Source organism: Paenibacillus sp. ISL-20, assembly GCF_018613005.1.
GTDB lineage: Bacteria > Bacillota > Bacilli > Paenibacillales > Paenibacillaceae > Paenibacillus_AQ.
Window position 1 is genome coordinate 14,933 of sequence record NZ_JAGGRD010000030.1, and the last position, 12,461, is coordinate 27,393.

General features: G+C 48.7%; 12 protein-coding genes. 11 read left to right on the top strand and 1 reads right to left on the bottom strand.

The genetic code is table 11. The features are described from left to right. Positions 1-9: 9 nt before the first annotated feature. On the bottom strand, positions 10-1,542 hold the full coding sequence (locus tag J7E85_RS18435) for a spore germination protein (RefSeq protein ID WP_215160236.1): 1,533 nt from the start codon (positions 1,540-1,542) through the stop codon (positions 10-12). A 367-nt stretch (positions 1,543-1,909) separates the two neighbouring features. Between J7E85_RS18435 and J7E85_RS18440 the strand changes: the two genes are divergently transcribed. From J7E85_RS18440 to J7E85_RS18490, 11 genes are all read left to right on the top strand, one after another. Next, the gene (locus J7E85_RS18440; protein WP_215160238.1) at positions 1,910-2,992 is read left to right on the top strand and encodes a Gfo/Idh/MocA family protein; all 1,083 of its coding nucleotides are present in this window, start codon (positions 1,910-1,912) and stop codon (positions 2,990-2,992) included. A 27-nt stretch (positions 2,993-3,019) separates the two neighbouring features. Beyond that, entirely contained in the window at positions 3,020-3,931 is a 912-nt protein-coding gene (locus J7E85_RS18445; protein ID WP_215160240.1) for a sugar phosphate isomerase/epimerase, read from the top strand. A 100-nt stretch (positions 3,932-4,031) separates the two neighbouring features. Beyond that, on the top strand, positions 4,032-4,823 hold the full coding sequence (locus tag J7E85_RS18450; RefSeq protein ID WP_076325093.1) for a lipid II flippase Amj family protein: 792 nt from the start codon (positions 4,032-4,034) through the stop codon (positions 4,821-4,823). 48 nt (positions 4,824-4,871) lie between these two features. After that, positions 4,872-5,165, top strand: coding sequence for a hypothetical protein (locus J7E85_RS18455; protein WP_215160242.1), 294 nt, complete (start codon positions 4,872-4,874; stop codon positions 5,163-5,165). A 267-nt stretch (positions 5,166-5,432) separates the two neighbouring features. Next, a complete protein-coding gene (locus J7E85_RS18460; protein ID WP_076325091.1) occupies positions 5,433-6,131 on the top strand; it encodes a FadR/GntR family transcriptional regulator in 699 nt (232 codons plus the stop codon). 90 nt (positions 6,132-6,221) lie between these two features. Then, entirely contained in the window at positions 6,222-7,571 is a 1,350-nt protein-coding gene (locus tag J7E85_RS18465) for an acyclic terpene utilization AtuA family protein (RefSeq protein WP_251035828.1), read from the top strand. 13 nt (positions 7,572-7,584) lie between these two features. Beyond that, a complete protein-coding gene (locus tag J7E85_RS18470) occupies positions 7,585-7,911 on the top strand; it encodes a DUF4387 domain-containing protein (RefSeq protein WP_215160245.1) in 327 nt (108 codons plus the stop codon). Positions 7,912-7,914: 3 nt separating this feature from the next. Continuing rightward, entirely contained in the window at positions 7,915-8,808 is an 894-nt protein-coding gene (locus tag J7E85_RS18475) for an ABC transporter permease (RefSeq protein WP_083659788.1), read from the top strand. Between the two features lie 14 nt (positions 8,809-8,822). Next, positions 8,823-9,695, top strand: a complete 873-nt coding sequence (locus tag J7E85_RS18480; protein WP_215160247.1) for a carbohydrate ABC transporter permease — start codon at positions 8,823-8,825, stop codon at positions 9,693-9,695. Positions 9,696-9,765: 70 nt separating this feature from the next. After that, positions 9,766-11,259, top strand: a complete 1,494-nt coding sequence (locus tag J7E85_RS18485; protein WP_215160249.1) for an extracellular solute-binding protein — start codon at positions 9,766-9,768, stop codon at positions 11,257-11,259. A gap of 13 nt (positions 11,260-11,272) precedes the next feature. Continuing rightward, the gene (locus tag J7E85_RS18490) at positions 11,273-12,427 is read left to right on the top strand and encodes an ADP-ribosylglycohydrolase family protein (RefSeq protein ID WP_215160251.1); all 1,155 of its coding nucleotides are present in this window, start codon (positions 11,273-11,275) and stop codon (positions 12,425-12,427) included. Positions 12,428-12,461 lie beyond the last annotated feature (34 nt).

The following is a 12,461-nucleotide window of genomic DNA, read 5'->3' on the forward strand; positions in this document are numbered from 1 at the left end:
GAGCTATCATTAGCGGATGGAATCTTTCTTATGTATCGCCTTCCGAAGGCGTTTCATCTTCAAAAGTGGCATACGAATCATAAAGTCTTTCCAATCACTTGCTCGATAAGGAACGATCGGAGTGATATAGGGAACACCAAAACTCTTCAACCTCACTAAATGGCTGCAAAGGAAAAGGAAAAAGAGAACGACCCCATACAATCCAAACACAGCAGCGAAAAACATGGCTACAAAACGAAGCATGCGAAACGTAATTCCGGCGCTGTATTGAGGGACGGTAAAGGAAGAAATGGCAGTTAACGCCACCACTATCACCAAAATTGGACTGACAATCCCCGCTTGTACGGCGGCTTCCCCAATGACCAATCCGCCGACGATACCCATGGCCGGACCAATGGGTTTAGGCAATCGAAGTCCGCCCTCCCGCAGAATCTCGATGGCTATTTCCATGATCAGTGCTTCAATTATTGCGGGAAACGGGACGCCTTCTCTCGTGCCCATAATAGACAAGGCCAGTTTGGTTGGGATCATTCCCTGGTGAAACGAGACAAACGAAATATACAAGGAGGGTCCAAAAAGCGATATAAGGGCCGCGAAATAACGCAATAGGCGGATGAGAAAACTCGGTAACCAACGATCATAATAGTCCTCTGGTGAGTGCAGCATCATACTAAATGAAACCGGAACGATTAATGCGAAAGGTGTCCCATCTAACAAGATCGCAACTCGTCCTTCCATCAAGGCACTGTAAACTCGGTCGGGACGCTCTGTATTCTGTACTTGTGTAAAAGGACTTAGGTAATTATCCTCGATCAGCTGCTCTACATATCCTGATTCCGGTACATCATCTATCTTTATTTTTTTGATTCTTTCCTGGACCTCTTCCACCAAAGCAGGGTCCGCCATATCTTTGATATAGGCGATGACAAGTTCTTTTTTTGAACGTAGTCCTACTTGAAACTTGATGATGGACAAGTTGTAGTTGTCACCATGCTGTCGTAAAAGGGCAGTATTATCACTTAACGATTCTGTGAAGCCTACACGTGGGCCTCTAACCAGTGGTTCCGAGGAAGGTTCTTCAATACTGCGCGATTTCCCTTTGGTTGTACCGAGAATGAGCACATTCTGCACGCCATCCACTAACAGTGCGGTCGAACCTGTCAATATCTTGGACACTAAATCTTTTACATGATGTGCTTCGGTTACTTCACTAATGGTAAGAACTTGATTTTTAATAAACTCTTTAGAAACGGTCCCTTGCCCAAAAGATGGATCCTCATTATTTTTTTCGGAGAAGCTCACCATAAGAGATTTCATGATGTGTTTGTCGATGAGTTCTTTATCCGACAGTCCATCTACGAAAATGAGGGCCGCACAAATGCCAGTGCCTCCAATATGAAACTCCCTAAAGTGTACATCCGAGTTATGGCCGATTGCTTCTCTTACCAGTTCAAGATCCAAGGCGAAATTCCCCGTAAAATGCTCTAATGAGGCTTGAGCAGAACTCAATGTTTTGCTTTTTTCATTCTCATGTTGTTTCATTGTTGATACCCGCCATTTCCTCAGTCTTCCTTTGAGTTATGAATCCATTTAAAAAACCTTGAGATCATATACGGAATTACCAATGCGATGAAACCCTGCATAAAAACCTTCCAATCCGGAAGGTAGGAAAGCACCATTTTCCACATGTTGATCCCCCTGCTAAGTCAACATTAGCGTCGTTTAAACATAAACCTCTATAATTCCATTATGATCTAAGCAACAACCGTTTAAACTTAAAACATCGACGATGCAGGGGTACATTAGACCATTGAAAAGTTAGGCTTGGCCAAAGTCACAGGGTACGGGAGAGGGAAATAATGTTAAAATAACAACAGGCGGGTAGCTTGATGTTAGGAGGTTTCATAAGATGAAGACATTGTCAGTAGGAATTATAGGGACCGGATTTGGCGGTACCGTTCATGCTCCCATTCTTCAGCTGCACCCGGGGATAGAAGTGAAATCCATTGCTAGTGTCCATCGACAACGCACGGAGGACCGCTTGTGGAATGGAATTCCATATTACAGGAATTGGCGTGACATGCTGGAGAGTGAGCCGTTGGATTTGGTATCGATCGTATCGGCACCCGTCCATCATTATGAAATGACGATGCTCGCCTTGCAGTCCGGCCACCATGTCCTGACAGAGAAACCTCTGGGCATGAATACGGAGCAAACGTTACAAATGCTGAGAGAGTCGGAACGGCTGGACCGACATGCTTTCGTTAATTTTCAATGGAGATGGACGCCGATTCGGCAACGAATAAAACAGATGCTGCAAGATAAAAAGCTGGGAGATATTCAGCATATCAAATATACAGGGAGCTTCTCCGGATACTCTGTACTGGCTAATTCTTACCGGGGATGGGAAGCACGCCGCGAGGATGGCGGTGGATTCCTGTTTGCGATCGGTTCGCATATGGTAGATTCACTCCTATGGTGGATGGACGAGGAGATTATAGAAGTGTACGGCGACCTGAGAACCCAGATCCCTGCCTATAAGGGAGATACAGGGCTTGAGTTCAGGGACGCTGAGGATGCCTTTACCTTTTCGGGTCGTTTTAAGGGTGGAGCCTCTGTCCTTGCGGATGTGTTTTTCCCGGGAATTCGCGGAGTCGGTTGGACGCTAGAGATCTACGGAACGAAGGGGACGCTGAGGATGCGAGATGACCATACCCTCGAATGCAGCTTTGGCGGGGCATTTGAATCTATCCCGATTGATCCGTTTGACCCTCCGGCTAACCTGGAGGCTCCGGCAGTGCACTATTATAACGGCTTCTATCAGATGATAGATGGCATGTACCACAGCATAACTGCAAATAAACCGACGTTGAACATGCCGTATTTCGTGGATGGCCACAGGGTTCAAGCTGTTCTGGATGCAATTCGTCTGTCGTCCGAGACGCACAGTCGAGTCAGCGTTGATTATGGATCCATGATTCGGCATGGATAAGAGGAAAGTCAAAGGAGGGGCAAAGGCATGATTCCGAGGCGTTTACAGGTAGGGATGTGGAATCACTTTACGGAAGAACGATGGGATGAGCTTGCTGACCAGCATATCAGCGGGATGGAAATATGCAGCTTTCCGAATCGGGAGGCATTATTGCAGGTCAGCGATTATTGCTGCAGCCAGCGGATCGCTTTCGGTGTGCATGCCCCGATTCTCGGCGACGCTGGATTTCGATTGCCTCAAGTTAATGCTCCCGAGTCCGGGGACTTTCAGGAAGCACTAGAACAAATCTCGGCCGAGGTTCAGTTAGCATCCAGTGTGGGCGCAGATTATATGCTGTTCCATTATCCATTTTATCCGGTCTTCCAGGAGCCCTTTACCCCATATCCGAGACTTCCCGATCCTGCACATCGTTATAGTTACAACCAATTGAGCAAAACAAAATTCCGGGAAATTTCCAAGCGGTTATTTGAGTTCCTCTGTGAGCTGCAGCTCCGTTATGGGCAGCGCATTGTGCTGGAGCATGACTTTTTTGGTGATTACGAGGATGTGTTTGTGGATAGCTTTCACGCTTATCCTGAAATCGGGTTTGTGCTGGACACGGTCAGGCTTGATATTACCCGCAGGGCCTTTCACGGGTTTGATCCGTATCATTTTCTTGATCGGATGGCATCTCAGGTTTATTTGATCCATTACAGTAACGTATTTTATGATGGGGACAAGTTCACGCATCATCTGCCTGTCCTGCCGGAGCAGGATCATGATGTGAATTATGGAGATGCCTACGCCTATTTGCGGTATCTTGCAGAACGCAATTCACGGTTTCATGTAACATTTGAACACAAAGCCAGTCTCATCACTCAACAGCAGCTGCATCAGATATATAGTCGGACGGCGTTGACGCTGGAAGAGCAGGGAGGGCATGTACTAATTCGATCGTAAATCGGATAGATATAAAGAGTGGGCTAGAGCTCACAGACTCAATTGGTGACAATACAGGGTACGGCGTTTGAACTGAACATCAGGTGGGGAGGAGCCCTCTATGATACAGAGCTTGATCGTTGTGTTTGTCCTGACGATGATTATTCATACGGCGGAAACCTTGTCATACTCCGCAAGATATGCCGGGGTGAAGCTAAACAAGATTGCTGTTGCCTTATCGTTGACGGGAATCATTGTGCTGGTTTCCCGAACATCCAACTTAGTTCAAGCCCCGCTGACGGCCAAGTTTGTTGATTATGCGAAGGTGGATCCTTCGTTTGACGTGCTTTCCTATTTCAGGGCGATTTTGTTAGCCGCCTCGATCGGAACGATTGTCGCAATCGCGTTGTTTCCCACCTTCGTCAATCTGTTCAGCAGAGTCATCAGCAAGCTGGAGGTCGCCGGATCGATTCCGAAGCTGGTATCCAGTGTGACCATTGGACAGCTCAAGAACACAAGGCATTACATAAGAAAGCCCAATTTGAAATGGAGTCAGTTTCGTTACTTAGGAATACCTAAACGGTTTATTATGCTGAATATTGTGGTCACCGCTTTTTACACAGTAGGTGTCCTGTCATCTCTGTACGCAGCACATCTCGTTCCTCAGTACAGCACCACGGCATCCCAAGCATCCGGACTGATCAACGGAATTGCAACGATTATTTTAACGATATTTATCGATCCCCAGCTTGGTTTGATTACCGACAAGGCGACTCGGAACGAGGAAGCGAGGGACCAGCTTGGCAAAGTGTATACGATGCTGATGGTTTCAAGGTTTTTTGGGACCATGCTGGCACAGCTCGTGATCATTCCGGCCGCTTATGTGATCAGTGAGATTGTGAAGTGGATATAAGGACCATGGTTGTGGTTAGAAAGTCAGAAGGAGAGAGGAAGAATCGTAATGACTCGTAAACGTGTAGTTATGGAATCCGTGCTGTTTGCTGCAGCGATATACATAGGCTATTTTGTATTTATGATCCTGCAAGGCCTGGTGCTAACACAGAGACATGTGCGGGAACTGGATTTAACCAGGCAATATGAACGGGCGGAATCCCTCCAGGCTCAAGTAACTTTTGGCATGATCGAGCGGAATAGCGAATGGCTTACCGTGGCTGCAATTGGAGGCTTTATTGTATTGGGCGGCTTATATGGATGTGTTCGATGGATGTTGGCAAAACGAAGACTGCAACCCTAGTATTGGATTTTCTAGAGAGCGTAAACCCTGTCATGGATTTCCGTCCAAAGCCAGGGTTATTTATTTTGAAAAAGAAAAATCTGAAGATGATTGGGTCACCCAATTATCCGGCATATGTCTTCAATCAGGCAATAAACACCTTCAAAAAGATAATGTAAGCGCTATTTTTATGCTTGACAGCCTTTTACGATGCGTTTATGCTAAACATGCGGTTAATTGGATCACCCAATTATCGTTTGCGCAAGTAGGGATAGAGAGGGTAGTCATATGACCATTAAGAAGATTAAATATCATCGGGTGTACGAGGATGTTATCGAACAGATCAAGAATCTGATTCTGGAAGGAAATCTGGCTCCCGGTGATGTTCTTCCGACTGAACGGGAGCTGGCCCAATCGTTTGGCATTAGCCGCGGGACATTGCGGGAAGCATTCCGCATTCTGGAGCGCGAAGGACTGATTGAAGCCAGACCCGGCGGCGGGCGCTTCCTGAGTAAGGCACTGGATGTTGCCGAGGATCGAAGCCGCATCCTGGATAATATCGAACGTGCGACTATCATTGAGTTGTTAGAGGCACGTGAATTGTTCGAGACGGGAATCGTGGAACTGGCGGCCAAGCGTGCAACCGATGAGGATATCGCCGAGATTGAGGCAGCCTTCGCGACGTGGGGGGAGATTGATCAGAATGCGGAGGATCGCTCGAAGCCGGATCAGGCGTTTCACCTGTCAATTGCTAAAGCCACGCATAACGTGGTCCTCGTCAATATGATTGAATTGCATATGGATTTGCTTCAGCGGACGCTGAGCAAAACAGCCCAGATTCCGGGTCGCAAGAGCGAGGTCTACGAAGAACATTTACTTATTTTGCAAGCTATTAAGGAACGCGATCCGGTAAAAGCAAAGCTGGCTTTGCTGAACCATCTCAGCCGGGTTAAAGAAAACATACAGAAAAACTACATTCATGTTTAAGAGGGGAGAATCGTACCCCTTTTAGCACAAATTGGATAATCCAATTATCCAATGGTCATGGGTGAATATTTTGGTAAAGAGGGACTGCAGATGAATACAGACATTCGAATTCTATCCCCCTGCGGCATGCTGGGATATGGATTTCCTGAACAATCCTTCATGAACGGACTGGAGTTCGAGCTGCACGGCATCGTTGTTGATGCAGGCTCAACGGATGGGGGACCGCATAAGTTGGGTGCCGGCGTATCGATCGTCAGCAAGCGGGCGGTTAAGAAAGACCTGGATATTATGCTCACGAACGGTTTGCCCCGTAAAATTCCGATCATCATCGGCTCGGCCGGCGGCTCGGGCGCACGGACCCATGTGAATTGGACACTCGACATCATTGATGAAATTTTGGATGAGCGGGGACTTCAGGCCAAGGTGTCCGTCATATGGGCCGACTTCACCCGGGAGGAAATCCATCAGGCGAAGGAAGAAGGGCGGATTAAGGCATTAAGTCCGAATATTCCGCCACTCACCAGTGAGTTGATTGACTCCACCAACAGCATCGTTGCCCAGATGGGACATGAACCTATTGTGGAAGCGCTTCAACAGGGCGTGGACATCATCGTCTGCGGCAGGGCGTATGATCCTTCGCCTTTCGCGGCGATCGGGATCTACCACGGCAAGGACCCGGGGCTATCCTATCATCTGGGCAAAATATTGGAATGCGGCGCATTGTGCGCGGAACCGGGAACAACCAAAGACAGCATTCTTGGCACGATCAGCGACGATTCGTTTACCGTTCAGTCGCTTAACCCGGACCGGACGTGCAGCCCGACCAGCGTTGCGGCACATACCTTTTATGAGAAGGAACACCCTTATATTCTGCATGGTCCCGGATTTACGCTGGATTTAGAGAATTGCCGCTTCGAGGAAGAGGAGAAAGGCATCGTTCGAGTTACCGGCAGCCGGTTCCTTCCGGCAGAGAAATATTTCATTAAGCTGGAAGGCGCTAGACGCGTCGCTTATCGGACCTTCGTGGTGGCGGGGATCCGGGATCCGATCCTGATCGGGAAGCTGGAAGAGGTTGAGGAATATGTTCGCAATCAGGCACGGGAATATTACCGGGAAATTCCGGAATCGGATTATCAGATTCAATTTTACAACTACGGCAAGAACGGTGTTCTTGGAAGCAAGGAGCCTGAGTCGTTCGTCGGACACGAGGTCGGCGTTATGTTCGAAGTGGTGGCCAAGACGCAGGAGTTAGCGAACAGCATCTGCGCCACGGTGCGTTCCACCTTCCTGCATTATGGATACGAAGGCCGTAAATCAACGGCAGGCAATCTGGCTTTTCCCTTCGCGCCAAGCGATATCGAGTTCGGTCCTGTCTATGAATTCTCCGTCTACCATCTGATGGAAATGAACAATAATGCTTTTCGGATAGAGCATCGATAAGGAGGATCAAACCATGACTCAACTCGGCGATTTGGCGAAGGTGCTGCGAAGCAAAAACTCAGGCCCCTTCGAAATTACTTTAGACGTGTTGTTTGATTCCAAAGAGCAATATGACAAAGTGAAACAGTCCGGCATCATTACAAAACGGACGATATGCGAGCTGTATCAGATACGGGAGGAGCAGATTCATCACCTGGTATTTTTCGACCAGGCGCTGGGTTTCAAAATCACGATGTCGCGGGATATATCGTCCGGCAGTGCCGGCGACCGCGACGTGTACGGAGCCCAGCAGCATGCTCCCCTCATGAAATTATCCATTGAACATCTGGAGGAGGGGTAAGCCATGAAGGTGTTAAGACGCTTAAGGCAGGATTGGGTTCTATACGCGATGCTGTCGCTGCCTCTGCTCTACTTTTTTATCTTTCACATCATTCCGCTATACGGCATGAAGCTTGCCTTTCAGGATTACCGGATTCTGGGGGATCATGTGTGGGTCGGGTGGAAGCACTTTAAGACGCTATTCAGCTCGCCCGCCTTCACAAGCGTACTGCAGAATACCATCATCATCAGTTTGATGAAAATCGTATTCGTATTCCCGATCCCAATCATGTTATCGCTGCTTATTAATGAAGTTCGAAGCTCGAAATACCGCAAATACGTGCAATCCGTGGTTTATTTGCCGCATTTTCTATCCTGGGTCGTTATTGCCGGGATCTGGATCAGCCTCTTGAATCCTGCCGAAGGCGGAGTCAATCTGATTGCGAATTTCTTTCAACTGCCGTCCGTTGATTACATGACCAGTAAAGAGCATATTCGTTGGGTGCTTGTATTTTCCGAAATCTGGCGAAGCGCCGGCTGGGACTCCATCATCTATCTGGCAGCCATCATGAAGATCAGCCCAGGATTGTATGAAGCAGCCAAGATTGACGGGGCGACCCGCTTACAGCAGATGAGGTTCATTACGCTTCCTCATTTATACAGTACAGTTGTAACCGTCTTCATTCTGAATCTGGGCTTCTTCATGAATGCTGGTTTCGATCAGGTGTTTAACTTTATGAACGATTCCATCATCAGTGTGGTGGATATTCTGGACACGTATGTGTACCGAATCGGTATCGGGAACGGACAATTTGCTTATGCAACCGCAGCGAGTCTGTTCAAGGGCGTTATCGGTATCATCCTCATCCTGGGCACGCATTTCATCTCGAAGCGCTTCTCGGGCAAGGGCGTCTGGTAAAGGAGGGATTTACGATGAGACGACTGGAAGTTTCGAAAATCGTTATTTATCTTATGTTGTTTGTGTTTACGCTCATGGTATTGGTTCCTCTCCTGAATCTGCTGGCGCTATCCTTAACCGATCCCGGCAAAGCCCATTTGATGGGCGGACTGGACATTTTTCCGAAGGGATTCTCAACGATCAATTACCAACTTTTATTGTCCAATCCCTTGATTACGGGCAGTATTCTGAATTCGGTATGGATTACCGTAGCGGGTACATTCCTGAATCTGCTGCTGACCTCCATGGCAGCGTACGTGCTGGCCAGAACCGAGTTTATCGGTAAAAAAGTCGTGTTGTTCTTTCTGATCGTCATTATGGTGTTCGAGCCGGGCATGATTCCCGAATACCTGCTGGTAAAGGATCTCGGACTGATGAATACGCTCACGTCACTGATCCTGTACAAAGCGGTCAACGTGTACTATCTCTTTATTCTTATGCGGTTCATTCAGGACATTCCGGAGGAGATTCTGGAGGCTTCCCGAATCGACGGCGCAGGTCATTTTCGCTTATATAGTCAGATCATACTGCCGCTGTCCAAACCGGGGCTGGCGACATTGGGTTTGTTCTACGGGGTATATCACTGGAACGAATATTTCAGAGCCACGCTCTACATTTCGGATCCAACCAAATGGCCGCTGCAGGTTGTACTCAGACAATTTGTTGTCCGCAAGGATAATACGTCCTTGATCGGCAACCAAAACATGTTCGACAGCTCGATCAACTTTGATTTTGCTTCCCTGCAGGCAGGTACGATCATGATTGCGATTGTACCGCTGTTATTCCTATATCCGTTCATTCTGAAATATTACGCGAAAGGCGAACTGGAGGGCGGAGTGAAGGATTAAGCGGGAAGGCGAAGGCAGCTAACTTATAAGGCATGAATGTTCAAATTCAAAAAAGGGGAGAAAGATGAACATGAAAAAATTAAGCCTGTTATTCATCGTTGCCATGCTGGTTATGGTCATGTCGGCATGTACATCGAAATCAAACACGCCGGGAGCAGGTCAAACTGAACCCGGAACCGCCCAGTCTGACGGGACCGGGGATCCGGTTACGCTGAAGATCGTGTACAAGGATGAAGGAACGGCAAACCCCGTTTCGGTTAAATTCTTCGAGACCTTGGAGAAATCCCTGGCTGAAGACGAAGGCTTGAACGTGAAATTCGAGCTTGTGGATCTGGCACAAGGCAGTTATGCCGAGAACCTGAATCTGCTGCTGCTGGGCGGAACCATTCCGGATATCATCTATTTCCAGGGCGGTGACCAGCAAATTGCCGATCAAGGTCTGTTGGAAGATCTGACACCTTACATTGAAAATTCAACCCACATCAAAAATATCATGGAGCCGCACAACAAGACCCGGATGGCAAGTTATCCGTATCTGCTGTGGATCAAACCGCTCGCACCTAAAACACCGGTCATCCGGGCGGATTGGTTTAATGCCATGGAGAGCTCCAAGGCCTTGATGGAGAACCCGAGTGTCGACAATTATTATGCCTTCTTCAAGGAACTGGTGGAGAAGAAGCCGGGTGAAGGAAAGCCGAGCTACGCGCTGACGGCAGCAGGCGATATTGCCGAGATCAACTTTATTTTCAATACGGCTTTCGGTTTGGATACGACTTGGCTCAAGAAGGAAGACGGAACTTATGAGTATTCCAAGGTTTCTCAGAAAGAAAAAGAAAAGCTGACGTTCTACAATAAGCTCTACAAGGAAGGGCTGCTGGACCCGCAATTCATTACAAAGCAATGGGATACCAAGGAGGACGCCTTCTATAAAGGGGAAGCTGCCGTTATCACGGGCACAGCCGGTAAAATCATCGATTTGTATGATGGAAGAATGCAGGAACTGGGCGGAGAGGACGCCAATCTGATCGTGCTGCCGCCGGCCAAGGGCGAAGCGCAGGGCTTCGGGGCAACCGACGTGACGAAGGAATCCAGAGGGCTTGCGATCTCTTCGCAGTCACCGCATAAAGACGTTGCGTTCAAGGTGTTCGATTACCTTGCAAGTCCGAAGGGCCAAATGCTGGACCGCCTCGGTTTCGTAGATGAGCATTACAAGGTGGTTGACGGCGAGATCGAGCTGAACGAGAAATATTACAGCGAATGGTATGCGCGTTTCTGGGAGCCAACCGAGATCCAATCGGAACCCCCATTAAAAACGCCGCTCCTGGGTGAGCCGGGTACCGAATCGCTGAAAATGGCTACCGAATTCTACACGGAAGACAACAACTTTATCATTCCCGAGCAGTTCATTGCCAACTGGGACGCAATGAACAACCTGTACAAGGAATACTCGACGGACTTTATTACGGGCAAGAAGGACTTGTCCCAATTCGACCAATTCGTTGAAGCCTGGAATGCTGCGGGCGGTGCAGAAATTACGAAATACGCCAACGAAAACATCAAGTAAGGAGCCTATGACTATGACTTTGTTTCGTGACCGGGTGAGGGGCGTGGTGGTATCCACCGCGCTCGGAGACGCAATGGGAGCTCCAATCGAGAAATTGACGTACGAGGAGATCAAGTCCAAATACGGACGCGTGGAATCTCTTATGACAAGATGGCATAAGATGGATCTGCCTGCCGACGTCCGGCTTGGACGGGTAAGGGGCGACGGGATTGTCACGGACGATACGCTGATGACCATTGCGCTCATGAATGTTTATCTTACTGAAGGCCGGCATCTGGATGCCTATGATATGGGCAATGAATTCGTGAAGGAGATTGCGTTCCGCAAGACGTTTGTCCCGGAGCTGAATGAGGAGACGTTGATCATTGACCGGTTGTTCTATCCGGAAAAATACATCTTCATGCGTCATGTGCTGGCCAATTGCGATCCGAGAGAAGGGGGCATCGGGAATATGGTGAACTGCGGGGCGGCGATGTACATCGCCCCGATCGGGATCGTCAATGCCGGTAATCCCAAGGCGGCTTATGATGAAGCCATCCTGTTTGCGATGGGTCATCAGAGCAGCTACGGTCTGGAAGCCGCAGGCGTTCTGGCTGCTTGTGTGGCGAAGGCCTTTGAGCCGGGGGTGAGTGTGGACGATATTGTCCGCACCGCGATCAGCCTGGCAAAAGACGGCACGAAAGCAGCCATTGTGGAAATGACGCAAGCCGCCCGCGAATTGCGGCAGGAGCGGGATGACATGGACAAAGTGATCGAGATGTTTCAGGCGATCATGCTCAAGTATTCGCCGATGGGCGATGACGTGAGCCGTCATATCGACAAGGTTGGCATCCCAAGCAATCATTATACACCGAGCCGTCTATGGTCGATTGAAGAACTGCCGATGGCACTAGCGTTTATCGTGCTCAATGACGGCGATTACTATCGTTCGATTCTGGACGGGGTTAACTCCGGGCGTGACACAGACTCGATCGGCGTTATGGCCGGGGTCATCCTGGGCGCCATGTACGGCTGTGAGGTTATCCGCAAGGAAGATATCGAGCAGCTGAATAAGGTGAACCGCTTGGACCTGTGTGCCATCGCCGACAGGTTCAGCGGCATTGCCGAGCAGATCATCGAGGATGATCTGCGGATCAACGAGAACCGAAAGCAAATTATTAATCGTTAGCTTTTCATGTGGAAATATATGGTTTCAAGGCTAG